This is a genomic window from Colwellia sp. SU-HH01217 (genome assembly GCF_057543495.1).
Genome location: NZ_BAAJLX010000012.1, coordinates 82,331 through 106,844, shown reverse-complemented (window position 1 = coordinate 106,844; position 24,514 = coordinate 82,331). Strand labels below are relative to the sequence as shown.

General features: G+C 37.0%; 23 protein-coding genes and 2 pseudogenes. 12 read left to right on the top strand and 13 right to left on the bottom strand.

Features of this window, described 5'->3' with window-relative positions:
• The 3 genes from AC27G3_RS14215 to AC27G3_RS14205 are packed head-to-tail and all read right to left on the bottom strand — an operon-like array spanning position 1 to position 1,742.
• A complete protein-coding gene (locus AC27G3_RS14215; protein ID WP_487122630.1) occupies positions 1-453 on the bottom strand; it encodes a DMT family transporter in 453 nt (150 codons plus the stop codon).
• Positions 450-1,076, bottom strand: a complete 627-nt coding sequence (locus tag AC27G3_RS14210; protein ID WP_487122628.1) for a nitroreductase family protein — start codon at positions 1,074-1,076, stop codon at positions 450-452. Before AC27G3_RS14210 ends, AC27G3_RS14215 begins: the two co-directional genes overlap by 4 nt.
• A 60-nt stretch (positions 1,077-1,136) precedes the next feature.
• Positions 1,137-1,742, bottom strand: a complete 606-nt coding sequence (locus AC27G3_RS14205) for a Crp/Fnr family transcriptional regulator (protein WP_487122626.1) — start codon at positions 1,740-1,742, stop codon at positions 1,137-1,139.
• 113 nt (positions 1,743-1,855) lie between these two features.
• Between AC27G3_RS14205 and AC27G3_RS14200 the strand changes: the two genes are divergently transcribed.
• A complete protein-coding gene (locus tag AC27G3_RS14200; RefSeq protein WP_487122624.1) occupies positions 1,856-2,014 on the top strand; it encodes a hypothetical protein in 159 nt (52 codons plus the stop codon).
• A 183-nt stretch (positions 2,015-2,197) separates the two neighbouring features.
• Positions 2,198-2,647, top strand: a complete 450-nt coding sequence (locus AC27G3_RS14195) for a hypothetical protein (protein ID WP_487122622.1) — start codon at positions 2,198-2,200, stop codon at positions 2,645-2,647.
• A gap of 80 nt (positions 2,648-2,727) precedes the next feature.
• Here AC27G3_RS14195 and AC27G3_RS14190 read toward each other — a convergent pair.
• A pseudogene (locus tag AC27G3_RS14190) lies at positions 2,728-2,968 on the bottom strand (endonuclease III); the annotation flags it as partial.
• A gap of 371 nt (positions 2,969-3,339) precedes the next feature.
• Between AC27G3_RS14190 and AC27G3_RS14185 the strand changes: the two are divergent.
• Complete coding sequence (locus AC27G3_RS14185) at positions 3,340-4,959, top strand: DUF1254 domain-containing protein (protein ID WP_487122620.1); 1,620 nt, start codon at positions 3,340-3,342, stop codon at positions 4,957-4,959.
• Positions 4,960-5,628: 669 nt separating this feature from the next.
• Here the strand turns inward: AC27G3_RS14185 and AC27G3_RS14180 are convergent.
• A pseudogene (locus AC27G3_RS14180) lies at positions 5,629-5,874 on the bottom strand (endonuclease III); the annotation flags it as partial.
• A 249-nt stretch (positions 5,875-6,123) separates the two neighbouring features.
• Between AC27G3_RS14180 and AC27G3_RS14175 the strand changes: the two are divergent.
• The 3 genes from AC27G3_RS14175 (at position 6,124) to AC27G3_RS14165 (ending at position 8,492) form a co-directional block, all read left to right on the top strand.
• Positions 6,124-6,705 carry a hypothetical protein gene (locus AC27G3_RS14175; RefSeq protein WP_487122618.1) on the top strand — a complete coding sequence of 194 codons (582 nt, stop codon included), beginning with the start codon at positions 6,124-6,126 and terminating at the stop codon, positions 6,703-6,705.
• On the top strand, positions 6,677-7,258 hold the full coding sequence (locus AC27G3_RS14170) for a helix-turn-helix domain-containing protein (RefSeq protein ID WP_487122616.1): 582 nt from the start codon (positions 6,677-6,679) through the stop codon (positions 7,256-7,258). Before AC27G3_RS14175 ends, AC27G3_RS14170 begins: the two co-directional genes overlap by 29 nt.
• A gap of 151 nt (positions 7,259-7,409) precedes the next feature.
• Positions 7,410-8,492 carry a serine hydrolase domain-containing protein gene (locus AC27G3_RS14165; protein WP_341617714.1) on the top strand — a complete coding sequence of 361 codons (1,083 nt, stop codon included), beginning with the start codon at positions 7,410-7,412 and terminating at the stop codon, positions 8,490-8,492.
• Positions 8,493-8,612: 120 nt separating this feature from the next.
• Here the strand turns inward: AC27G3_RS14165 and nth are convergent, their stop codons facing one another.
• The 8 genes from nth to AC27G3_RS14125 form a co-directional block, all read right to left on the bottom strand.
• Positions 8,613-9,245, bottom strand: a complete 633-nt coding sequence (gene nth / locus AC27G3_RS14160; RefSeq protein ID WP_487122613.1) for an endonuclease III — start codon at positions 9,243-9,245, stop codon at positions 8,613-8,615.
• A gap of 95 nt (positions 9,246-9,340) precedes the next feature.
• Positions 9,341-10,048: an electron transport complex subunit E gene (locus tag AC27G3_RS14155; protein WP_487122611.1), complete on the bottom strand. Its 708-nt coding sequence runs from the start codon at positions 10,046-10,048 to the stop codon at positions 9,341-9,343.
• Complete coding sequence (rsxG, locus tag AC27G3_RS14150; RefSeq protein WP_487122610.1) at positions 10,038-10,718, bottom strand: electron transport complex subunit RsxG; 681 nt, start codon at positions 10,716-10,718, stop codon at positions 10,038-10,040. The genes AC27G3_RS14155 and rsxG overlap by 11 nt, the downstream gene beginning before the upstream one ends.
• A gap of 5 nt (positions 10,719-10,723) precedes the next feature.
• Complete coding sequence (rsxD, locus tag AC27G3_RS14145) at positions 10,724-11,785, bottom strand: electron transport complex subunit RsxD (protein WP_487122608.1); 1,062 nt, start codon at positions 11,783-11,785, stop codon at positions 10,724-10,726.
• Positions 11,786-11,789: 4 nt separating this feature from the next.
• Positions 11,790-13,967, bottom strand: coding sequence for an electron transport complex subunit RsxC (rsxC, locus tag AC27G3_RS14140; protein ID WP_487122606.1), 2,178 nt, complete (start codon positions 13,965-13,967; stop codon positions 11,790-11,792).
• Between the two features lie 11 nt (positions 13,968-13,978).
• Positions 13,979-14,533, bottom strand: a complete 555-nt coding sequence (gene rsxB / locus AC27G3_RS14135; protein ID WP_487122605.1) for an electron transport complex subunit RsxB — start codon at positions 14,531-14,533, stop codon at positions 13,979-13,981.
• Positions 14,533-15,114 carry an electron transport complex subunit RsxA gene (gene rsxA / locus AC27G3_RS14130; protein WP_487122603.1) on the bottom strand — a complete coding sequence of 194 codons (582 nt, stop codon included), beginning with the start codon at positions 15,112-15,114 and terminating at the stop codon, positions 14,533-14,535. Before rsxA ends, rsxB begins: the two co-directional genes overlap by 1 nt.
• Positions 15,115-15,276: 162 nt before the next feature.
• Entirely contained in the window at positions 15,277-17,094 is a 1,818-nt protein-coding gene (locus AC27G3_RS14125) for an EAL domain-containing protein (RefSeq protein ID WP_487122601.1), read from the bottom strand.
• 593 nt (positions 17,095-17,687) lie between these two features.
• Here AC27G3_RS14125 and rimP point away from each other — a divergent pair.
• The 6 genes from rimP (at position 17,688) to rpsO (ending at position 24,309) form a co-directional block, all read left to right on the top strand.
• A complete protein-coding gene (rimP, locus tag AC27G3_RS14120) occupies positions 17,688-18,149 on the top strand; it encodes a ribosome maturation factor RimP (RefSeq protein WP_487122599.1) in 462 nt (153 codons plus the stop codon).
• A 48-nt stretch (positions 18,150-18,197) separates the two neighbouring features.
• A complete protein-coding gene (gene nusA / locus AC27G3_RS14115; RefSeq protein WP_487122597.1) occupies positions 18,198-19,691 on the top strand; it encodes a transcription termination factor NusA in 1,494 nt (497 codons plus the stop codon).
• A gap of 21 nt (positions 19,692-19,712) precedes the next feature.
• The gene (gene infB, locus AC27G3_RS14110) at positions 19,713-22,394 is read left to right on the top strand and encodes a translation initiation factor IF-2 (RefSeq protein WP_487122596.1); all 2,682 of its coding nucleotides are present in this window, start codon (positions 19,713-19,715) and stop codon (positions 22,392-22,394) included.
• 97 nt (positions 22,395-22,491) lie between these two features.
• On the top strand, positions 22,492-22,908 hold the full coding sequence (gene rbfA, locus AC27G3_RS14105; protein WP_487122595.1) for a 30S ribosome-binding factor RbfA: 417 nt from the start codon (positions 22,492-22,494) through the stop codon (positions 22,906-22,908).
• 3 nt (positions 22,909-22,911) lie between these two features.
• Complete coding sequence (gene truB, locus AC27G3_RS14100; RefSeq protein ID WP_487122594.1) at positions 22,912-23,871, top strand: tRNA pseudouridine(55) synthase TruB; 960 nt, start codon at positions 22,912-22,914, stop codon at positions 23,869-23,871.
• A gap of 168 nt (positions 23,872-24,039) precedes the next feature.
• On the top strand, positions 24,040-24,309 hold the full coding sequence (rpsO, locus tag AC27G3_RS14095; protein ID WP_487122592.1) for a 30S ribosomal protein S15: 270 nt from the start codon (positions 24,040-24,042) through the stop codon (positions 24,307-24,309).
• Positions 24,310-24,514: the final 205 nt, after the last annotated feature.

Genomic DNA, 24,514 nt, shown 5'->3' with positions numbered 1-24,514 from the left:
TTATTCCTTATTAAGTAAAATAAGACCTATTATTAATAGCAAGCAGCCAACTAACTTTGTTCCTGTTATTAATTTTTGTGGGCTTTCAAATAGACCCCAATGACTAATTAACATTGCGAGTAATAGTTGCCCTGTTAATGCGTAGCTCATCACTGAGCCTGCTCCCATTTTAGGGATAAGCCAATACATACTACCAACTCCAATCACACTTAATACGCACGATAACCATAAATACCATGGAATAATGTCAAAAGGGATTTGTTGTAAGTCAGCGCTAACACTTTTTATATTCAACAATAACGACACTAGTAACACTAATAAGAAACTGGTGAAAAATGCATAACCCGTGGCTAACAAGGTGCTATTTAATAGCTGGCCTAATCTTGCATTCATGGCTGCTTGTAATGCAATGCAGCACCCAGTTAATAATGCTAAAAGCCACAATATTGTCATAATACTGTTACCAATTCCTTAGTAGGTATCCTATATTTTAATCTATGTGCACTTTTATCTAATGAACTTCTAAAACCTACGGGGCATAAGATTTCGGCATTTAACCCTTGTTCATTTAAACCAAGTACCTTATTCACTTCTTGACTGTCAAAACCTGTCATTGGACATGCATCAATTTTATTTACGGCTGCATAACTCAATAATTTTCCAAGTGCTATGTAGCACTGCTGTGCTGCCCATGCATTTTGTTCGTTGCTTGTCTTTGCTAGTAGGTCATTACGTATAATTTTTTCATAATCAATTAATGTTAGAGTATCTTTGTTTTGACTACAGGCTAACCCTGAAATAAATGAAGATATGTCGTCTTGTGTTAATTGTGTTTTATGAGCAAGAACTAAAAGGTGAGAGTTATCGATAACTTTATTTTGCCCGTAACTAAATGGCAGCAAGTTATGTTTTGTCTTATCTGTTTTAATCACAAATAATTTGTAAGGCTGTAATCCATATGCGCTTGCACTTAAGCGCACGCTTTCAATTAAGCCATTGATTTGCTCACCATTTAACTTTTTATTTGAAAACTGATTAGTGGCATATCGCCAATTAAGTGCATTAATAAAATCCATAAACTATTTCTCTGTTTGATTTAATGCACTTAGTGTAATGAGGTTATTTACAGTATTCCTTTACATATGTTGATAAGCTTTATTTTTAATGACTTTTTTTATCCGACTTAACTGAGTTGGTGTGATCCCTAAATAACTGGCGATATGGTATTGAGCCAGCCGTGGTAAAATTATTTTATAATTGTCTAAAAACCGAAGGTAGCGTTGTTTCGCTTCAAACTGCAAATAGCCTATTTCTTTGGTTTCTTTTTCTAATAACCAGTGTGTTTCAAGATATCGAATGTGAAAGCTCATTAATTCTGAATTAGTAAATAATGCGCTTCTAAATTTTTTAAAGTCGATTTCAACAATTTCACAATCTTCAAGGGCCTCTATTCCTAAAAAACTAGTTTCTGATTTTATTAGAGCACTCATAGAGCCGGGAAAACGTCCTTCATAAAAGAAATTTTTGTTGAACTCATTGCCTTCAGCATCAGCTACGTATGCTCGGGTTAAGCCTTTATGGATAAATGCGAAACTTGTCGGTTGCTGTCCCACAGCGTAAAGAGTTTCACCTTTTTTGACATATTTTGACGTTAAGCATTGCTTAACGATACCCCACGTATCAGAAGATATTGGGTGATAGTTTTCTATTGTTTGTTTTAGATGTGAAAAAGCAGAAAGCATAAGATATTAAAGGGTTTTTACTAATATGAAGTTATTTAAATACGGTTATGCTTTTAATATATCAATTTTTCAGAGTCTTTATAAATGTTTCTTTTTTGAAGTGATTAAACTTTATGGAAAGCGGTCGCGCATGGCAGTTTATTTTGTTTTCTTTTTTACTTACATTAAAAGTTTATACTCAACTGAAACAACGTTTACCCATGGTAAACTCAGTGCCGTTTGAAACGCGGTCAATGTGGGGGGGCTACGGTGGCTATTGTTGGCTAGCCTAATGATAATTAAAGTAGATAGCAAAAGGTAATACCTATAGGCTGCTTAGTAAGGAGGATGAATTCGTATTTTATAATAGGCTTGTCTACAATAAGAAAATTACGCACATTTAATATTCTGTTAAAATAGCTAGTTATGCTAAGGTTATTTTAATGTAATTTGATCAAATTAAACGGTGTCTAGTGATGATTAATATAAGTACTGATGACGTGGAACCGTTGAAATTTCGACCACATGGAAGAATATCTATTTCTATTTATGAATCTGGCATTATTCTTTACCGTGCAGAAGGCCCATTTAACCAAGAACTCATTGCTGCATTACAAGTTATTGAAGCTAACCTTTTAAAATCCTATAAACAAAAATTTAAACGTTGGGGGGAACTCGTAGTGTTCGAACATTCCTGTATGGCTTTAGATGGAGCACTTGCGGAACTACAAGAATACTTAATAGGCCTCAAACAGGAAGACGCTACAGCAATAGCAGTTGCAACAGCATTTGTTTTAGAAGATGGAGTTGAAGGCGCTAGCCTGATGAAACATAAATTCGATGACTGTTATAGAAATACAGGTCTCGTTTATCAGAGCTTTAAAGAGATAACTGATGCACTAGTTTGGCTAAAAGAGCAATTGTAATAAATAAAGCTGAACAATATTTCCGTTATATCAATCTTAGTTGTTCATTATATACCTACTTCGTTTATACGCTGATTTTTCTACTCGGTTATATCTTTAAATTCACACAAATCTTCAATAATACACGAACCGCATTTAGGCTTACGAGCAACACAGGTATAACGGCCGTGGGGAATAGTCAGTGATGGATGTCTACTTTAAACTCGGCAGGAACAACTTTTAAAGCTTTTGTTCCATTTCAATCACGTTTTACCCATGGCGAATTTTGTGCAAATTGATACTCGGTCAATGTGGGGGGATGGAGATAGTGGGCCAAACAAAAGGTAATATAGATAGATAATAAATAGTTCGATTGTCTTAGGTTGCATTGTGCCAAAAGCAGATCTTTAAGGGACTTAACGATTAAGACTGCAATGATACGTTAGCTGACATTTCAAGTTGACTTAAATAATGTCAGCTTTGAGCGAGCAACGGACGTATGCTATTAAGATTATAACGGCAGCAACTAGCCTAAGCTGACATTAGCTTTTGTGAAGTTATGAACATATTAGGGACAATTTTAACCAAAAACCACTACAAGCTGCAGGGCAGGTGTAAAATTACAGCTATTTCCAATGACTTATAGTAGCATAGTAGCAATAATGATATGATTTTTTAAAATCTCATTAATTCTAAAGTATGGAGACCAATTAATGAACAAACTTCCTCAAATAGTAATTGCATTAGCCAGTGCTACAATTTTAATAGCAAGTATACAAAGCGCGTTTGCAGTTACCGAAACAGCAACACCAGGTTTTAACCACAAAATACCTGACGAAATTATGACACCTGATAAAGTTGAAACACGTATTGGTGATTTGAACTTTTTTGACGGTATCCCAACAGACGAAACCATTACCAAGGTTTATGACAACCTAGATTTTTATCGTGGTGTAGAAGTGTTCTTAAATTTTATTCCTGCAACTTCTATTGAAGGTATTCGCTTAGGTATGAAAGAAATGGGCGCGGATGACTATAATGAAGTTCTCATTTTTGATGACTTATTGGATTCAAACCCATTATTTTTGACGGGTAATACTGATACGGTTTATGCGTTAGCAATGCTTGATTTAGAAAAAGACGGTGTAACAGTAATTGAAATTCCTGCTGGTGCTGGACCAGGAACTATCAATGATGCTTTCTTCCGTTTTGTCGTAGACATGGGCGCACCAGGACCTGATGCCATGAAAGGTGGTACTTATGTTATTTTACCACCTGATTACAAAGGTGATTTAAAACCAACGTTAAATGGTTTGCAATACCGTGGTAAAGATACCCGTGCAACAGTGATGGTTGGCGATAAAGAAACTAAAGTGTGGATTGCTCAATCGACTAGTTACCATAACTGGGTGGCATTACGCGGTTTCTTAAAAGACGGAAAAACTGACTTTTCTTCTAAAATGTGGCGCACTGGTTTAAAAATATATCCATTAGCTAATGCGAAAAATCCAAAGGAAATGGCATTCATTAACGGTAGTGGTAAATTTTTCAATACTATTCATGCTAATACCTATAAATTTTATGAAGAGTTATGGCCGGTACTACAAAAAGAGCCAATTTCATTTTTAGATCCTGAACTGCGTGGTCAAGCTGCCGCTATTGGTATTGAAAAGGGTAAACCTTTTAACCCTGACGCACGAATGAAAGCTATATTACAAGAATCTATTAAAGTAGGTAATGCGACAGCACGTGCAATTTGGTTAAAACCTCGTGATAAAACCGCTTACTTCTTTGATGACAGAAAATGGTATACCGGTTTTATTGGTGGAGATTACCAATGGTTGAAAGACAAAGGAATGGGCGGACGTAATTTAGATGCGCGTACGTTATTTTTTTATTCTGCAACAGTAAACACACCTGCGATGGCGCTAGAAATTCCGGGCGTTGGCTCTAATTATGCTTTTGCTACGGAAGATAAAAACGGTAAAATGTTTAATGGCAGTAATAGCTATAAAGTGAATATCCCCGCGAACGTTCCCGCTAAAGATTTTTGGTCAGTGGTGGTTTATGACCCACAAACACGCTCAGAACTACAAATACCAGGCGGTGCAGATTACCCAAGTAAAAACAACAAACGAGACAAACTTGTTTATAACAAAGACGGTAGTGTTGACTTATATTTTGGTCCTACTCCACCTAAAGGTAAACTAAAAGCTAACTGGACTGAAACCGTACCTAACAAAGCGTGGTTTACTGTACTGCGCCTATATGGTCCATTGCAGGCTTGGTTTGATAGAACATGGAAACCAAGTGACTTTGAACTGATAGATTAAGTTTTTTATTCAATTTAATAAGTAGGCTTAAAACAGAAGCAGATAATTTAATAGTTATCTGCTTTTTACATTGGAAAATGTAATATGCTTGATAATCTATTGTTGGTGTTTTCTGTTCAGCTTTACGCACCATATGAGGGGATAATTCATAATACCATTTCGCATAAGTAAGTGACCAATACTTGCGAAGTAAAAACTAACAAGAGCAAGGCGGTGATTAATAATAAGGTGTTATTAGCCCAGTGACGGATTAATCAGCTTATTAGGTGGAAAGTATGGAACTCATAATCAATAAAGGAATTAATGATCGGTCGCTACATCTGTACTATAAAATACGTTACTCATTTAGTATGCTGTAAATTAAACCCTTAATTTTAATTTTTTATTTCAATTGAAAGCCATTAACAGGGCATTACCGATACGATTTCCAATCCGAATCAACTATAAGCCCTCACAGGTTAATGTCCGCAGTGTTGGAGCACTTGTCGTTAGATAAGCCAAAACTAACGTCAGTTTTCGTATCAAAGCCGTCTTTTAATATTGGGTAGTCAACTTCCGTTTTTGGCACATAGGAGACTAAAAAATTCAATGCTAATGTCTGCTTTTGGATAATAGAAGTCATCAAAATATTAAAACCACGGTCCGTTGTTCGCTCTTAGCTGTCTTTTGTTACTCGGTTTTATCCTTAAACTCACACAAGTCTTCAATAATACACGAACCACATTTCGGTTTACGGGCAACGCAGGTATAACGGCCATGAAGTATAAGCCAGTGGTGCACGTCAACTTTGAATTCAGCAGGAACAACTTTAAGCAGCTTCTGTTCAACTTCCACCACGTTTTTACCTATGGCGAACTTAGTGCGGTTTGATACGCGGTCAATATGGGTGTCTACCGCTATTGTTGGCCAGCCGAATTATAAGTAAACTAGATGGTGTGTTCATTTTAGAGCGAAATTTCGTAAATAGTATGTTTTAGTATTAACTGTATAAGGCAAATTTGATTGTTTTCTAAAGTAGCAAACTTGTTAATTAAATTGAGTGAGCGCATAACTATGCCTATTTTTACTCCCTATTTATAGCTCTGATATTACTTGGTTTGGAGCATAGTCTGATTGTCATTTATCATGTATGATTCAACAATTTCCCTAAAATAACTAACTAAAATGACCGAGAGTATTGCATTATTAGTTTTTTTCACTCATTTATTAGTTGCGGTCTTCCTCCTAAATATTCATTCTGGCAATCAATTAAGTAATAAAATTTTAGCTGTTTTTTTATTAATCACTGCGCTTGATATCAGTAACTTTATATTTTCTGGCTTTTATGGTGATCATTTAAATCTAGATATGTTTCGTGCTAACTTTTCGACTTTGCTAGCGCCTACACTTTATTTTTACGTAAAGTCTATTATTTATAGTGATTTAAAGCTCAAAACGAAAGACCTGCTGCATGCTATTCCGTTTATTATTATTTGTTTAATCTTTATTCCCCGCTTTCACCTTGCAGATGACATTGCAAAAATGTCCTTTTATAACAACCATGAACCTTTATTTGAAGTGTTGTTTGTTCATGTAGTGCTCTACTTGCAAATGTTCTTCTATCTAGCATTGATTTTTAAGAAATTAAACCGTTATAAATTAACTGTTTTAAATAACTATTCAAATATTGAAATACTCAATAAGCAATGGTTAAACAATTTTATGATGGCTTTTTTAATTGATTCACACTATTGTTTTAGCGCGTAATATTATCAAATTTACCGAGTTACAAGGACTATTGAACTTATTAACTCCTTTAATGATGACAGTCACACTATTTTTTGTTTGTTGGATATTATGGCAAGCACTTCATAAACCTGCAATATTTCAAGGTATTAGCTCAAAAGTTGAATCACTTGAACCAAAAAAACTTCCACAGAACCCAAGTGAAGATGTAATTGTTGATGCTAATGAAGCACAGAGAGTGTTATCCACAATTAAGTGCCATATGTCGCTTAATAAACCTTATCTGAATCCATCACTAAACATTGACACGTTGGCAAAGCAATTAAATATACCTGCCTTAGAAATTTCAACCGTACTCAATCATCACCTTGGGCAACACTTTTTTGATTTCATAAATAGTTATCGAGTTAATGAAGCTGCAAATATCCTTTCTTTAAAAAGCAATAAACAAAAAGCGATTTTAGAGATATTGTTAGAAGTTGGTTTTAATTCAAAATCGTCTTTTAACACTGCTTTTAAAAAGCATTTAACAGTGACTCCATCCCAATATAGAAAAGAACGATTAAACGATTAAATTTATATCTTCTAGCGCAAACCCTTTATATATAAGACGTCCGACTTTTATAGTCGGTCGAAATCAATCTTGAACCTTACTAATATCCCTATTATCAAATCAAAACTGCTTTGATAAAAAACATTAATGCGAATCAAATAATAGGTGTTTTATGTATAAAAAAATTACGTTAGCTTTCATTTTATTTCTTACTTTTTTTGGGCAGGTGCAAGCTAAAAATAGCGATATAATCTCCAATAAAGACATTTCAAACATTGTAACAATGCACGCTAATCAACTCTTGCAGGACTCTCGTTTTGTTTCTACATCTATAGGGGTCGTTACGGAAACGGATTCAGTTATTTTACATTTTGGTGAACTCACAAGGCATAAAGGAAATACCCCGACAGATAACACAATTTATGAAATAGGGTCTGTAAGTAAAACCATGACGGGGTTGATTACCGCTTATGCTGTGAAAGATGGAAAGCTATCTTTGAACGATAACATCAATAAGTATATTAATAATAAACTAGACAAATTAAGTACTGAAAAAAATCCTGTGACCGTTCGACAGCTTTTGACTCACAGTTCAGGATTACCAAGAGGTTATGTAGATTTAGGTTTAAGGGCTGAAACATTATCCAAAACATCGTTTTTAAAGGCATTAAATAATGTAAACCCTTCAGAAAATAAAGGTAAATACCATTACTCAAGTGCGGGAATAGAGCTTTTATCATATATATTAGAAACTGTTTACCAAATGCCATTCGATAATTTATTACAGCAAGTATTGTCATCAGAAACTAATATGAAAGATACGAAAGTGAACTTGGCTCAAGAGCAGCTTAAGGACGTTGCATATGGTTATAATGAGAAAGGTGAGATAGCAAAAGCTCACCTTACTCCTGAAGTACTATGGGGTGGGAGTGGCTACATAAAGACTACTATGTCAGATCTTGTAAAATATATGAAGTGGCAACTAAAAGAAGAAAGTAAAGTCATTAAAGAATCACATAAAAAATTATTTCATGTTAGTGGTAATGATTATATAGCTTATTCATGGATCGCTTCAGAGGACGAAAGTTTAGGAAATTATTATATACACCATGGTGGGTTAGAAGGTACACAGAATTGGATAATTGTTTTTTTAGACCTTAATATCGCTATATCCATTGTGACCAACACTAGCTTTCCTGAGGCTGCCGGGCTACTTAGAGAAACTGGAATGACTATTATAAAAAATTTGAAATAGTTATTTAATCAACTAGCTTTTCTAAATGGTTAAAGTGCAACTTTTAGTACTAATTAGTCCACTTTACTGTGCAGTTTGATGTTTTGACCCTATGTCAAAACTTCACGCATAGCAGAAGAGTTATTCAGTCTTGTCTTTAAACTCACACAAGTCTTCAATAATACAGCTGCCGCACTTAGGTTTACGTGCAACGCAGGTATAACGCCCGTGTAGTATTAGCCAGTGGTGTACGTCTACTTTAAATTCTTTAGGGACAACCTTTTCAAGCTTTTGTTCTACAGCGACTACATCTTTACCCATGGCGAGTTTAGTACGATTAGATACACGGAATATATGTGTATCCACAGCTATTACAGGCCAGCCAAAAGCGGTATTTAACACTACATTCGCTGTTTTTCTACCTACCCCTGGAAGTGCTTCTAATGCTGCACGGTTTTCTGGTACTTCTCCTTGATGTAGGTCGATTAACATTTGACAGGTTTTCAAGGTGTTTACTGCTTTAGTATTAAATAAGCCTATGGTTTTTATATAAGATTTTAAACCATCTAAGCCTAAATCTAATATCGCTTGAGGAGTATTGGCGATAGGGTAAAGCTTATCAGTTGCTTTATTGACACTTACATCTGTTGCCTGCGCGGATAAAAGTACCGCAATGAGTAGTTCAAAAGGTGAAGAAAAGTTTAATTCAGTCGTTGGCTCTGGGTTGTTATCCCTTAATCGAGTCAAAATCTCTAATCGTTTATTTTTATTCATAATTTTCTATTTATTTTGATTTTTGTCAGGATCAGCTGATAACTTAGCCTTTAGCAGTGGAAAACATTTTTAGGCGTTACAACAGTGCTACTTATTTATTGTGCGTCAAAATTAACTCGTACTCTTTCAATACTTTCTTGTTCTACTTTTGGTGTTTTTTGAGCGATTTTCACATCAAAAGCATTTTTTGCAGCAATTAAAAGCCCCATCACAATAAATGCACCAGGAGGTAAAATAGCTAAGAGAAATTGATTATCTAATTGGAGAACTTCAACACGTAATGTTAATGCCCAGTCACCTAACAGTAAGTGAGCGCCATCAAATAAGGTTCCTTGGCCTAAAACTTCCCTAATAGCACCAAGTGCTAATAAAACTAAGGCAAAACCTATTCCCATCATTAACCCATCAAAAGACGCTTGTTTTAATGGATTTTTTGAGGCGTATGCTTCTGCACGACCTATAATGGCACAATTAGTGACAATTAATGGCAGGAATATGCCTAAGGCTTTATACAGCTCGAATGTATAAGCTTGCATGATTAACTGCACACAACTTACGAAAGAGGCAATAATTAATACAAAAATAGGAATGCGGACCTCTTTAGGAACCCATTGGCGTACCGCTGATACCGTTGCATTGGAGCAAACAAGTACCAGTAATGTAGCTATGCCTAAACCTAACGCATTGGTAATAGTTGATGTTACTGCTAATAAAGGACAAAGACCAAGCAATTGCACTAAACCAGGATTATTTTTCCATATGCCTTGCCAAGCTATTTCTTTGTATTCTTCGTTAATCTTCATTCGTGTCTCTGTCAGTCTTTGGAGCTTCATCAATTAAAGGCTGCTCTATTTGACAGTCATTCGTTTGAGTAAACAGCTCTTTATGATGTTGATTAAAATAATTAGTCGCTTTTTTTACTGCTTTTACTACAGCTCTTGGGGTAATGGTTGCACCTGTAAATTGATCAAACATCCCGCCATCTTTCACTACTGCCCATCGACTGTCATTGTCACTATTTAATTGTTTACCAGAGAAGCTGTTAATCCAGTCACTTTTAACAAGTTCTACTTTATCCCCTAAGCCGGGAGTTTCTTGATGAGATAAGGTACGAACCCCATTTATACTACCATCTATATTTACCGCAACAATAAGTTCAATTTTACCATTGTAACCATCGGGCGCAATAAAGGTTAAAGCTCCTGCAACAGGGCTAGAGTTTAAACGAGCAAGGTAAACCGTTTGTAGTTCATCAGAGCCTAGTGCATCATCGGTTACTTTAATGCAGTCAAGAGTAAGCTCATTGTTATAACGTTCAGGCTCTATAATGCTGTTTAAAGTGGATAGTAATTGCTTTTGATGTTGAATATAAATTTGCTCTTTTGTTAGCTCGTTCACTAAACCGACCATAGCGGTACAAGCAATGGCGAAAAGCGCTAAAATTTTACTGTTTTTGCTGATAGCAACCGACATCGGCATTATTCTTTCTCGCTTTGATGACCGTAAGTTCGTGGTCGAGTGTATTGATCAATCAGTGGTGCGCTCATATTGCAGAGTAGCACTGTAAAAGCAATAGCGTCTGGGTAACCGCCAAACTTTCTAATTAAGTAAACTAATAACCCTGCAAGCGCAGCAAATATTATGCGGCCCTTAGTACTGGTAGCTCCTGACACAGGATCTGTTAAGATGAAAAACGCGCCTAACATGGTAGCACCACTAAACCAATGAAACATTGTAGAAGCACTTGTATCAGGGGCGATCATAAAAGCGATTAATGAGCAAATAAATAAGCTTGTTAAAAAGCTAACAGGCGTTACCCAGTCGATGGCTTTTTTAGCGATTAAAAATATGCCGCCCACTAAAAATCCTGCATTGACCCATTCCCAACCAACACCAAAATGTTGACCAAATACCGGATTTTGGAAGCTTTCTGAAACTGTTAGCCCAAGCGTTAAATTAGTTTTTAAAGTGTCTAGTGGGGTTGCTAATGTATAGCCGTCAATATGAGTACGTAACTGTTCTGTTGAAAATCCATCTAGTGTAAAGCCTGTAAATATGGTCGATAGGGTGTTAGTAAAGTTTAAATCAAACGACATTAGATGTAAGGGAGGTTGCCATAATGTCATTTGAACAGGAAATGAAATAAGCAGCATGACATAAGCTGCCATCGCAGGGTTAAAAGGGTTATGGCCTAATCCACCGTAGAGTTGCTTAACAATAACGATAGCAAATAAAGCGCCAAGTACAGAAATCCACCATGGTGCTAGTGAAGGTATACTAATGCCAAGTAACACGGCTGTCAGAATAGCACTACCATCAAATAATTCCGCACTGATTTTTTTGCTACGTAGTGAAAGGATTGAAAATTCAGCAATTAACGCAGTTGTTATCGCTAAAGCAATATGAATTAAATTACCAGAGCCAAAAAAGTACCACTGAGCAAAAATGCCAGGAATAGTGGCGTAAATCACTAACCGCATCAGGCCCGATGTTTCCTTTTTAATGTGACTGTGCGGTGAACTTGCTATCCAAAAGGCCATAGTATTATTTAGTCTCTTTTTTTAGTTGTTTTTTTGCTTTTGCCTTAGCAACCGCAGCGGCAATTTTTCTTTTCTTTTCATCTTCCATAGAGTTTGATGTGTTAACGGCTTTCTCTTTCGCTGGTTTTTCTTCGTCGGTATTTTTTTTACCGGTAGTGTTTTTAATCGGTTTGCTTTTAGCTGCTTTCTCTTTGGCGCTTACACTAGTCTTAGATGTTTTTTCTGTAGCGGTTTTTTTGCCTTTAGCGCTTTTAGTTTGTTCAGTACTTTTTTCTTTAGCAGGCTTACTTTTTATAGGCTCATCTGTAGCTGATTTTGTATTAGTCGTTTTTCGCTCTTTAGATTTTAACTTAGCTTTTGCTACTGCTGCGGCTATCTTTTCCTTTTTACTGTCATTGTTTGTCGTTGATATTTTTTCCTTGTTTTCTTCATTGTTATCAATTACATCTTGCTCAGTTGTAGATTTTTCTTGAACCGTGTTTGATAATGCGTCTTTAGCTGCTTTTTTCTTGGCTTTTGCTCTTGCAATAGCCGCGGCTACCTGCGCTTTCTCTGGAGAGTTATTGTCAGGTGATTTAGGGTTTTTGTTAGCAGTTTCGGTAATATCTTCTTTCGCGCTTTCATTCGTCGTTTGCGCAGATTTTTTAGCCTTTACACGAGCAAGCGCAGCAGCAACAGCTGATGTGGCGCTTTTACCTGATTCAGTTTTGCTGTCCATTGCCGCTTTACGTGCTTCCGCTGCTTTTTTATGTTTTTCTTCTCGCGCTAGTTTGTCTTGTTCTAGTCTATGTTTACGAGCTTCAAAACGAATTTTGGCTTTATCAGCCTGTACGTCAAGCATCTGTTGTTGACGAATTTCAGCTTTAGCGACTCGGTAGTATTGAACTAAAGGGATTTTACTAGGGCATACGTAAGCACAAGCTCCACAATCAATACAATCAAATAAATTTAATTTTAATAGCTGATTATTATCTTTTGCTTTAGCACTCCATTGTAGCTCTTGAGGCAATAGTTGGCTAGGGCATACATCGGCACATTGGCCGCAACGAATACAATCAACCTCTTGATCTTGTGAAGATATTTCTTGTTCACTCGGTGCTAAAATACAGTTTGTTGTCTTTGAAACAGGCACATTGTCATTGGCTAAGCTAAACCCCATCATTGGACCGCCCATGATCAAATGCTTTTTACCGGTTTGTTGAAGACCACATTGAGTTAATAAATAATTAATAGGAGTACCTAATAAAGCCCAGAGGTTTTGAGGCTTATCTAAGGCTTGACCACTTACGGTAACCACTCGTCGGATTAATGGTGTGTCATTAATAACGGCATCAGCAATTGCAAAACAGGTAGCAATATTATGCATGACAATACCCAATTGTAATGGCAATTTACCACTGGGCACTTCTAAGCCTGTTAACACCTTAATGAGTTGCTTTTCTCCACCGGTAGGGTATTTGGTTGGCAACACACAAACGGTGACATTTTCTAGTTCTTTGGTAGCAAATTTTAGTGCTTTAATTGCATCGGGTTTATTATCTTCAATCCCAATTAAAATCTGTTTAGGCTGTAATAAATAATCTAAAATTTTAATGCCATCAACAATCGTACTGCTTTGTTCTCGAATTAATAAATCATCAGCAGTGATGTAAGGCTCACACTCAGCGGCATTAATAATTAGGAAATTAATCGCAGATTGTGTTTGTAGTTTGATATGAGTCGGAAAGCCAGCGCCACCCATGCCTGCAATTCCCGCATTGGCAATTTTACTCATAATAGTTGGTCGCGATAATTCTAGATAATCTTCGCAGCTTGTACGGTCAACCCATTTATCATCACCATCAGGGGTGATAAATACACAAAGTCCTGTTAAACCTGAAGGATGAGCAATGGTTGATTGTTTAATTGCGTTTACTGTGCCGCTAGTTGGTGCATGAATGGGCACACACATATGGTTGGCGTGTTCGGTTAACGCTTGCCCTTTTAATACCTTATCACCTGTTTTTACTAATAACTCACCAACTTGCCCAATATGCTGTTGCAAAGGAACAATAAGCTCGGGTGGGAGTTCTATGGTTCTGATTGGTTTATCATTTGTTAGAAACTTTTGCTCAGGAGGGGTAATGCCGCCATGAAATTTCCAGAATTGACCTTTTTTGATCCGCTCGATAATTGACTTCACTGTTTTCTCACTTAATCAAGCTGGGTAACAGGAATGGTATTTAAATCCCATTGCCAGTTTTGAATGGTTGTTGCAATAGGGCGCATTTCAATGCAATCAACAGGACATGGTGCAACGCAAAGGTCACAGCCTGTACACTCGTCAGTGATAATGGTGTGCATTTGCTTAGCAGCACCTAAAATTGCATCAACTGGACATGCTTGAATACACTTGGTACAACCGATACAGTCTTCTTCAATAATAAAAGCTACTTTAGGACTATTGTCTTGATTGTGGTTTTCATCGAGAGGTTGTACTTCTACACCCATTAAATCGGCTATTTTTTTGATAGTATCATCACCACCAGGGGCACACTTGTTAATAGCTTCGCCGTTAGCAACGGCATTAGCGTATGGCTTACATCCTGGGTAACCACATTGACCACACTGAGTTTGCGGCAAAATATTATCAATTTGCTCGGCAAGAGGATCGCCTTCCACTTTAAACTTAATAGAAGCGAACCCTAAAAGTGCGCCAAATAAAGCGGCCATGATCCCAAGCACTATAATTGCAATTAACGTTTCCATTAAAACTTCACCAACCCTGAAAAGCCCATAAAGGCTAATGACATTAAACCTGCAGTTATCATAGCAATAGCTGGACCTTTAAAAGGGGTTGGTACATCTGCATTGGCAAGCTTTTCGCGCATAGCTGAAAACATAATTAATACTAATGAAAAGCCAGCTGCTGCACCAAATCCATAAATTATTGACTCAAAGAAATTATGTTGCTGTTTTATATTAAGCAACGCAACGCCTAATACGGCACAATTAGTGGTAATTAAGGGTAAAAATATGCCAAGTAAACGATATAAGTTAGCGCTAGTTTTATGCACGACCATTTCTGTAAATTGCACAACAACCGCGATAACTAAAATAAACGTCATGGTTGTTAAATATTCAAGGGATAGAGGGATAAGAATATAATGGCTGATTAGGTAACTGAGCAACGAGGCCAATGTCATAACAAAAGTTGTCGCAAACGACATACCAATAGCAGTTTCAGTACGAGATGAAACCCCCATAAAAGGACATAGGCCTAGAAACTGTACTAAAACGAAGTTGTTAACTAGTACAGTACCAATAAGTAACAGTAAATAATCAGTCATTTTTTTTATAAAATCATATCAAATTAGCGTTATTATCCGTCTTTATTAATCAATAAACAACAGGTTAGTTGTAGGGGTATTATGAGTTTTTTGATTAACAACAAAAAAACGCCAGTTATTTTCATAAATGGCGTTTGTGAAATACTTTTTAAGATATTTAAACTATAAAGGATTTGGCTTACCAATATAAAAGCCTTGGCAGCCATCAATAAATAGTTTGCTCAAAGCATGTTTTTCTTCTTGGCTTTCGACACTCTCTGCGAGTACGCTAATACTGAGCCTGTGTGCTAAGTCGACCATTAAGCGTAAAAAATATTGATTATTTTTATCTTCATCGATGTCACGAGTGTATGTACTGTCCATTTTTATAAAGTCGGGCTTTAAATCTCTAAAGAATTTAAATGAAGTTAACCCAACACCAAACCTTTCAACAGTGACTCTTGAGCCTACGCGATGAATCATATCAATAAAGCGTTTACTGGTTTTAATGTTATGTTGTAAACCATTTTCTGTAATTTCAAAGATTAACCGAGAAGCAACAGAGGCCTCTCTTAATAATCGTCGCTCTAACCAAATAAGGAAGTGTTCATCGTTAATTGATCTGGCACTTATATTTATGCCAAAGCTTTGGTCATTAAGGTTTTTCTCTTGTATTTCTGTTATTGCTGTCTCAATAATTAAACGATCAAGCGCGACAATTTTATCTAGTTTTTCGGCCATGGCAATAAAAGATGCGGTAGGTAACATTTCGTCATTAGTGTTGAGAAAGCGGGCTAACACCTCTCCATACACTTTGCTATTGGGGCTGTTGGGCTGAATAGGTTGCAGTAATAAAGAAATACGCTGATTATCTATGACACTATCGATTTCTTGTCGCCAGTTTTGATGACCATAATTAACAGTGTTATTTTGTAGAATGTCAGTATCTTTTTGTGAGTACCAAGCATTCATGTTTTGTGTTTGAGCAACGCTCACACCAGTATCAGCGAGTGCAAGTAACTCTCCAAGAGGTTTAGACTTATCAAAGTAAACTAAGCCCGTATAAGCAATAGATTCAAGTTCTGCAGCTTGTTGATACTCATTAAATTTTCTCGTTAAATCTTGTGCAAACTCTTCTGCATCTTTTAACTGCGTATTAGGCATAATACAAGCAAAATCTGAACTGTTTAGTCTAAACAATTTAGCCGTGGGATAACTAATTAGTGCCTTTTGGTAAATCTCCGCGATCGTCACTATGTAGTTATCACCTTCGCGATAGCCATGTATTTGATTAATTGTTTGTAGTTCAGAACATCGTGTAATTAATAATACACCAAAATTAAGTGAACTTTTTTCTTGAATAACTTCATTTTCATAATACTGAACAAAACGTCCTCTATTTTGAAGAGAGGTTAAAGAGTCTAAATAAGCTTCTTTTTCTAGTGCTGAAGAGTTATTTATTTGATGACTCATTAAGTCTTTAATTTCATTAATTCCTTCTTTTAACTCTGGAATATCAAAAAGATCGTTATTATCAGCTTCAGTTGGCGCTTGTTCGACATTGTTAATATTAGATAAGTCATTTTTTATTTGTTGGCTAATCGCGAGGAAGAAATTTTTATGCTTTCTAATACTTAACCATGAACCTAAAATGATAAAAATATTTGAAACTAAAAAAAGTGTGCCAATTAGTTTGATAATTACCATTATAGGCTGAGAGAAATCTAACTGATAAGAAATTGTTAAACCTAGCGTATTATTGGAAAACTTTTTTATACCGGGGGTGATTAAAGGAATTGATGAACTTTGATCTGGCTTCGTATACGAGTAAGTATCTTCACTGGAATTGTTTTTAATTGTAAGTTTGGCATAAGGCGATACATCGCGTAATATTGCGCCAAGCGATTTTGCATCGTTTGTTGACGCATTACTTTGGGCTATAGCGGTAATAACTTGCTGCTGCTTTATGGTTTTATCTTGAAAGTGATTACCTAACATCATTAAAGATATTATTGTAGCTGTGATACTAAAAATAATACCTAAAAAAATATTTCTTATTAATAATTGAGAAAATGTGTACATAATTAAATAATCGGCCCTAAAGAATACATTTAAAACTTCCTACCACTATTTATAGCATGAATGTTCTTATTATACTAACTGCTTGTAAAGCATAAACTATTCTAAATTGTAAAATAGTTTGTTATTGCTAACTCTGAACGTAAAAATTATCAATGAAAAAAAGAGTTATTTGGCAATTATCCTTGCGCTTAACAGGGAGTCTCTATATAATTCACCTAGCTTAAATATAGCAAGAGCACACTGAGGAATTTAAAAGCAACTTAGCTGGATAATTTTACTCTTGTTATATAACGTCGATTATTGAGTTTATATACTGATAATTGATACACATAGGGTTTCAGTGATTAAAGCCCCTAGTGACAGGGGCTTTTTTGTATGTGGAGTTTTATCTAGCAAGTTTTATTTTCTAGATTCATTCCTTATTACAATGATTGCGATGTTGTTTCTGGGCTTTAAGCCCTTTTTTTGTTTTTGGGCTTTTATAAATAAAGACCACCCATTGGAGAATACGATTGGCTAAATTTGAACAAAAATTGACTGATATGCTTAGACCTGCTGTAGAAGAAGTAGGTAAAGAGTTACTCGGATGTGAATTTATTAGTGCCGGAAATCATTCAGTTTTGCGATTGTTTATTGATCATGAAAATGGCATTGAAGTTGACGACTGTGCCGAAGTAAGCCGTCAAGTTGGTGCAATTTTAGATGTTGAAGACCCGATAAGTACTGAATATAACCTAGAAGTGTCATCGCCAGGTTTAGATCGCCCGTTATTTGAAATGTCTCATTTTCAAGCGGTGATTGGCGAAACGATTAACCTTAGGTTATCGATGCCATTAAATGGGCGTCGTAAGTTTAAAGGAAAATTAACTGCAATTGAGAACGACACATTAATTGTTGCACTTGATGGCGAAGAATACGAACTTATTTTTAGTAATGTGGACAAGGCTAACCTTGTTTACAATTTTGAAAAATAACTCATTGAATTAATATTGAAAAATAATTACAGATAAAGGCAAAGTAGCATGAGTAAGGAAATATTACTGGTTGTAGATGCTGTTTCTAACGAAAAAGCATTACCACGTGAGAGTATTTTTGAAGCAATGGAAACTGCTTTAGAAACTGCCACTAAGAAAAAATACGATGGCGATATCGCTGTTCGTGTATGTATCGATCGTACATCTGGCGAGTTTGACACATTTCGCCGTTGGTTAGTAATTGCTGACGATCAGGAAATGGAAAATTCATACGCTGAAATAACTTTATCTGCTGCTCAATTTGATGATAGCGAGATTAAATTAGGCGATTATATTGAAGAGCAAATTGAGTCAGTTACCTTTGATCGTGTTACTACTCAAACAGCTAAGCAAGTCATTGTTCAAAAAATTCGTGAAGCTGAACGCGGGTTAATTGTTGATGCTTACCAAGAACAAATTGGTGAGTTAGTTACTGGTGTTGTTAAAAAAGCAAGTCGTGACAGTGTTATTCTTGATTTAGGTAATAACGCTGAAGCTATCATCTATCGAGACGATATGTTACCTCGCGAAAATTTTCGTCCAGGAGATCGCGTACGCGGTTTATTGTACGAGATAAAACCAGAAGCTCGTGGTGCGCAACTATTTGTTAGTCGCACTAAACCTGAAATGCTGATTGAACTTTTCAGCATTGAAGTACCTGAAATTGGCGAAGAAATGCTAGAGATTAAAGGGGCTGCTCGTGACCCTGGTTCTCGTGCTAAAATTTCAGTTAAAAGTAACGATAAGCGTCTTGACCCTGTTGGTGCATGTGTCGGTATGCGAGGTTCTCGTGTACAAGCTGTATCTGGAGAGTTAGGTGGTGAGCGTGTTGATATCGTATTGTATGATGATAACCCTGCACAATATGTTATCAATGCAATGTCACCAGCTGAAGTTGCTTCCATCATTGTTGATGAAGATAAAGGCACTATGGATATTGCTGTTGAAGAAAGCAATTTAGCCATGGCCATTGGTCGCAGCGGTCAAAATATACGTTTAGCTAGCCAGTTAACTGGTTGGGAACTGAACGTAATGACTGTTAGCGACATGAATGAAAAACATCAAGCTGAAAACGATAAGGTAATCAATTTATTTACCGAAAAATTAGATATTGATGATGATTTTGCCACCATGTTAGCTGAAGAAGGCTTTACTTCATTAGAAGAAATTGCTTTTGTGCCAGTGGCTGAATTGTTAGAAATCGACGGACTAGATGAAGATATCGTTGAAGCGTTGAGAGAACGAGCTAAAGAAGCAATTACTACTCAAGCATTAGCTAGCGAAGAGACATTAGAAGGCGCAGAGCCTGCGGCAGATTTACTTGCCCTTGAAGGTTTAGAGCGTCACCTAGCGTATGTTTTAGCAAGTCGCGGTGTTATTACACTTGAAGATCTTGCAGAGCAAGGTATAGATGAACTTGCTGATATTGAAGAATTAAATGAAACCAAAGCGGGTGAGCTGATTATGGCCGCACGTAATATTTGTTGGTTTAACGAAGAATAAATTCCCGGGAGAAAATCATAGATGTCAAACGTAACAGTTGAAGATCTAGCTAAAGAAATCGGCACACCGGCGGATCGTTTGATTAGCCAGTTAGCTGATTCAGGCGTGAATAAAACGGTAAAAGATTCGGTAACACAAGAAGAAAAAGAAGCCTTGTTGGAGCACTTGAAAAAGCAACATGGTGACGACTCTTCTTCAAACCCAAGCAAAATGACACTAAACCGTAAAACTAAATCTACGTTAGTGCTTGGTCATGGCAGCAAAGCCAAATCGGTACAAGTTGAAGTACGTAAAAAGCGTACATATGTAAAACGTAGTGATATTGAATTACAGCAAATGGCAGAAGCTGAAGCAAAAGCAGCAGAAGAAGCTGCAGCAAAAGCAGAAGCAGAAGCGCAAGCAAAAGCAATTGCTGACGCCAAAGAAGCTGAAAATGCCAAAGCTGCTGCTGCAGCGAAAGCAGAAGTAGCAGCTGAAGCTGCTGCTAAAGCAAGAGCGGAAGCTGCTGAAAAAGCTAAGCAAGCATCTGCTGCTAAAGCGAAAGAAGTCAAAGAAGTTAAAGAAGTTGTTAAAACTGTTGAAACTGAAGAAGCAAAAGCACTTCGAATTCAACAAGAAAAAGAATTAGCGGCGAAAGTTGAAGCTGAAGCTGCTGAAGCGGCAGAAGCAGCGCGCAAACTTGCTGAAGAAAATGAAGAGCGTTGGAAAATACAAGAAGCAGAGCGTAAAGCTAAAGAGCAAGAAGTTGTTCATTTAACTTCATCTAAATATGCTCAAGAAGCTGAAGACAAAAGTGACTCTGCTGAAGAAAGTGGTGGCCGTCGTCGTCGTAAGAAAAAAGCGGCAGCAGATAAGCCACATCGTGGTGGAAAAGGTAAAGGAAAAGGCAAATTATCTTTAAACTCACCTGAAAGCTTGAAGCATGGTTTTACTAAGCCTGTAGAAACCAAAGTACAAGATATTCGCATTGGTGAAACAATTTCTGTTGCTGAACTTGCTAATAAAATGGCGAAAAAAGGTGCTGAAGTTGTTAAAGCAATGTTTAAAATGGGGGCTATGGCAACCATTAACCAAGTAATTGACCAAGAGACAGCAGCACTTGTTGCTGAAGAAATGGGCTTTAATGTTGTTTTAGTCAAAGAAAATGCACTTGAAGATGCCGTATTAGCTGATCGAGGTGATTCTGGTGAAGCAATTACTCGTGCTCCTGTTGTAACTATTATGGGTCACGTCGACCATGGTAAAACATCATTACTTGATCATATTCGTGAAGCGAAAGTAGCTGACGCCGAAGCTGGTGGTATTACACAGCATATTGGTGCTTATCATGTTGAAACGGGTCACGGAATGATTACATTCCTTGATACTCCAGGTCACGCCGCGTTTACTGCAATGCGTTCTCGTGGTGCTAAAGCAACTGATATCGTTATTATTGTTGTGGCGGCAGATGATGGTGTTATGCCACAAACGATTGAAGCTATTCAACATGCAAAAGCATCAGAAGCACCTATTATTATCGCTGTTAACAAAATGGATAAAGAAGCTGCTGACCCAGATCGTGTTAAAAGTGAATTATCTCAACATGACGTGCTTTCAGAAGAGTGGGGCGGTGACGTTCAATTCGTTCATGTATCAGCAAAAACAGGTTTAGGTATTGATGAATTACTCGATGCTATTTTGCTTCAATCTGAAGTATTAGAGCTAACAGCAGTTGTTGATCAAATGGCAAGTGGGGTGGTTGTTGAATCTAAACTAGACAAAGGCCGAGGCCCAGTAGCGACAGTACTAGTACAAGAAGGTACGCTTAAACAAGGTGATATTGTACTTTGTGGTTTAGAGTACGGTCGTGTTCGTGCAATGCGTGATGAGAATGGACGCAGCATAGACTCTGCTGGCCCTTCAATTCCTGTTGAAATTCTAGGTTTAAGTGGTGTTCCACAATCAGGTGACGAAGCAACAGTGGTTAAAGATGAGAAAAAAGCGCGTGAAGTTGCTTTATATCGTCAAGGTAAATTCCGCGATGTTAAACTTGCACGTCAGCAAAAAGCTAAGCTTGAAAATATGTTTGCAAATATGGCTGAGGGTGAAATATCTGAAGTTAATGTTGTACTTAAGTCTGATGTACAAGGTTCTCTAGAGGCTATCTCTGATTCACTATCTAAGCTTTCTACAGATGAAGTTAAAGTGAAAATAATTGGTAGTGGTGTGGGTGCTATTACTGAAACAGATGCGACATTAGCGGCTGCTTCAAACGCAATTATTGTTGGCTTTAACGTTCGTGCTGATGTTTCTGCGCGTAAAGTGATTGAAACTGAAAATATTGATTTACGCTACTACAGTGTTATATACAGCTTAATTGATGAAGTTAAGCAAGCGATGAGCGGTATGCTAGCGCCTGAGTTTAAACAAGAAATCATTGGTCTTGCTCAAGTTCGTGACGTATTTAAGTCGCCAAAAATTGGTGCTATTGCCGGTTGTATGGTAACTGAAGGTATTATCAAACGTAATCAACCAATCCGTGTATTACGCGAAAACGTAGTAATTTACGAAGGTGAACTAGAATCTTTACGTCGCTTTAAAGACGACGTACAAGAAGTACGTAATGGCACTGAATGTGGTATCGGTGTTAAGAACTACAACGATGTAAGAGTCGGCGATCAAATCGAAGTCTTTGAAGTTGTTGAAGTTCAACGCTCACTGTAATAATTAAATTTATTAATGTGATAGTTAAAACGGGGGCTTAGCCTCCGTTTTAGTTTTCGAAGAATTCCACGATTTAAAAATTTATTTGGAGTTACTCATGGCAAGAGAATATGCCCGTACTGATCGTGTTGGTCAGCAAATTCAAAAAGAAATCGCGATTATCTTGATGCGCGAAATCAAAGATCCACGTTTAGCAATGACAACAGTCTCTGCTGTTGAAGTGACACGTGATTTAGCTTACGCCAAAATATTTGTGACATTCTTTACCAGTGAGCAAGAAGAGATTGACGCATCCATTGAAGTACTAACGGAAGCTGAAGGCTATATCCGCTCATTATTAGCCAAAAGATTGCGTGCGCGTATTATGCCGCATTTACGTTTTGTTTATGATAAATCAATGGTTGAAGGTGTTCGTATGTCTTCCCTTGTTGATGATGCTATTGCCAGTGATAACAAACAGGTAGTCGATAGCGATAAAGATCTTGATGACTCGTCATCTTCAGAGGAAAGTTAGTCAATGGCAAAGCGAAGAAAGGGCCGTGCAATTAACGGCGTTTTATTACTTGATAAACCTTATGAAATGTCATCTAACAGTGCTTTGCAAAAAGTTAAACGTATTTATTTTGCCCAAAAGGCAGGTCACACTGGTGCGCTAGATCCTCTTGCCACCGGAATGCTACCTATTTGTTTAGGCGAAGGAACAAAGTTTTCACAATTCTTACTTGATACGGATAAAACTTATCAAGTCACTGCGAAACTAGGTGTTCGTACAACGACTAGTGATGCGGATGGAGAAATAGTTTCAGAAAAAAACGTTGATGTTTCGAATGAGCAACTAGCTAAGGCGCTCGATTCATTTCGCGGCACAACACAACAAATTCCATCAATGTACTCGGCGTTAAAATATCAAGGTCAGCCTTTATATAAATACGCTAGAGAAGGCATAGAGGTGCCAAGAGAGTCACGGGATATTACCGTTTTTCGTCTCGATTTATTACGCTTTGAGCATGATGAAGTTGAGTTAGATATTCATGTTTCTAAAGGCACATACATACGTACTATTATTGATGATTTAGGTGAGTTACTTGGTTGTGGCGCCCATGTCGCTGATTTGCGTCGTAGTGCAGTCGGAAATTACCCGACAGATAAAATGGTAACGCTTGCTCAACTTGAAGAGTTATTAGCACAAGCAGTTGAACAGGAAATAGCGCCGTCTGAGTTATTAGATCCATTATTATTACCTATGACAACAGCATGTGACGGCATTCCTGCAGTGTTTATTGACGATATGTCAGCTAACTATTTACGTCATGGTAATCCTGTTCAAGCGTCTAATGCGCCAAGCGACGGTTTAGTGCAAGTTTTCATTGGTGATAATGAAGAAGGCGAATTTATTGGTGTCGGTCATATCGATGACAATGGATTAGTTGCGCCAAAACGGATAGTTGTTCGAGATGAAATTTTAAGAACTCTTTAGGCTTGCGACTACTGTTAAAATTTTAATATTATAAATAGCTGTATATATCGGTTGCAATTAGCTCTTGTACTGATAGAATACGCGCTCTTTTGTCACCAAGGCTGAATTAGTGTTTGGCTTGGTGCATATATCTGCTATTGAATATAGCTTAAACACTAAGGATTTATTATGTCTTTAAACGCACAAGAAAAAGCAGCAATCGTTGCTGAATACGCTCAAAAAGAAGGTGATACAGGTTCACCAGAAGTACAAGTTGCTTTGTTAACTACGCAAATCAACCACTTACAAGGTCACTTCAAAGAGCACATCCATGATCATCACTCACGTCGTGGTTTATTACGCATGGTTGCACAACGTCGTAAATTACTTGATTACTTAAACGGTAAAAACGTTGAGCGTTATTCTGCGCTAATCGCTAAACTAGGTTTACGTCGTTAATCTCGACAAATCTAGTCGCAAAATATTTTAAAAAAGGAGCCTTAGGCTCCTTTTTTGTTATTAATCGTAAACAATCGTGCATTGACGGTGGCATTCGCCTGTTGAGTTAGTATAATGTGCGTGAAAATTTTCATTCCCTTTTTAAAGGGGAGAGTTTTTTACACTAATCAATCAAACTGTATAATTTTTTGTTCAACTCGCCTTT

Bases quoted from the DNA above. Each gene is read 5' to 3' on its own strand.
- truB (WP_487122594.1), top strand. From the start codon at position 22,912: ATGGCAAAGCGAAGAAAGGGCCGTGCAATTAACGGCGTTTTATTACTT.
- AC27G3_RS14200 (WP_487122624.1), top strand. From the start codon at position 1,856: ATGGAAAGCGGTCGCGCATGGCAGTTTATTTTGTTTTCTTTTTTACTT.
- AC27G3_RS14155 (WP_487122611.1), bottom strand. From the start codon at position 10,048: ATGAAGATTAACGAAGAATACAAAGAAATAGCTTGGCAAGGCATATGG.
- AC27G3_RS14165 (WP_341617714.1), top strand. From the start codon at position 7,410: ATGTATAAAAAAATTACGTTAGCTTTCATTTTATTTCTTACTTTTTTT.
- nusA (WP_487122597.1), top strand. From the start codon at position 18,198: ATGAGTAAGGAAATATTACTGGTTGTAGATGCTGTTTCTAACGAAAAA.
- AC27G3_RS14210 (WP_487122628.1), bottom strand. From the start codon at position 1,076: ATGGATTTTATTAATGCACTTAATTGGCGATATGCCACTAATCAGTTT.
- rsxG (WP_487122610.1), bottom strand. From the start codon at position 10,718: ATGTCGGTTGCTATCAGCAAAAACAGTAAAATTTTAGCGCTTTTCGCC.
- AC27G3_RS14125 (WP_487122601.1), bottom strand. From the start codon at position 17,094: ATGATGTTAGGTAATCACTTTCAAGATAAAACCATAAAGCAGCAGCAA.
- AC27G3_RS14175 (WP_487122618.1), top strand. From the start codon at position 6,124: ATGACCGAGAGTATTGCATTATTAGTTTTTTTCACTCATTTATTAGTT.
- rsxD (WP_487122608.1), bottom strand. From the start codon at position 11,785: ATGGCCTTTTGGATAGCAAGTTCACCGCACAGTCACATTAAAAAGGAA.
- nth (WP_487122613.1), bottom strand. From the start codon at position 9,245: ATGAATAAAAATAAACGATTAGAGATTTTGACTCGATTAAGGGATAAC.
- rsxB (WP_487122605.1), bottom strand. From the start codon at position 14,533: ATGGAAACGTTAATTGCAATTATAGTGCTTGGGATCATGGCCGCTTTA.
- AC27G3_RS14205 (WP_487122626.1), bottom strand. From the start codon at position 1,742: ATGCTTTCTGCTTTTTCACATCTAAAACAAACAATAGAAAACTATCAC.
- rsxA (WP_487122603.1), bottom strand. From the start codon at position 15,114: ATGACTGATTATTTACTGTTACTTATTGGTACTGTACTAGTTAACAAC.
- AC27G3_RS14195 (WP_487122622.1), top strand. From the start codon at position 2,198: ATGATTAATATAAGTACTGATGACGTGGAACCGTTGAAATTTCGACCA.
- rpsO (WP_487122592.1), top strand. From the start codon at position 24,040: ATGTCTTTAAACGCACAAGAAAAAGCAGCAATCGTTGCTGAATACGCT.
- AC27G3_RS14185 (WP_487122620.1), top strand. From the start codon at position 3,340: ATGAACAAACTTCCTCAAATAGTAATTGCATTAGCCAGTGCTACAATT.
- AC27G3_RS14215 (WP_487122630.1), bottom strand. From the start codon at position 453: ATGACAATATTGTGGCTTTTAGCATTATTAACTGGGTGCTGCATTGCA.
- infB (WP_487122596.1), top strand. From the start codon at position 19,713: ATGTCAAACGTAACAGTTGAAGATCTAGCTAAAGAAATCGGCACACCG.
- rbfA (WP_487122595.1), top strand. From the start codon at position 22,492: ATGGCAAGAGAATATGCCCGTACTGATCGTGTTGGTCAGCAAATTCAA.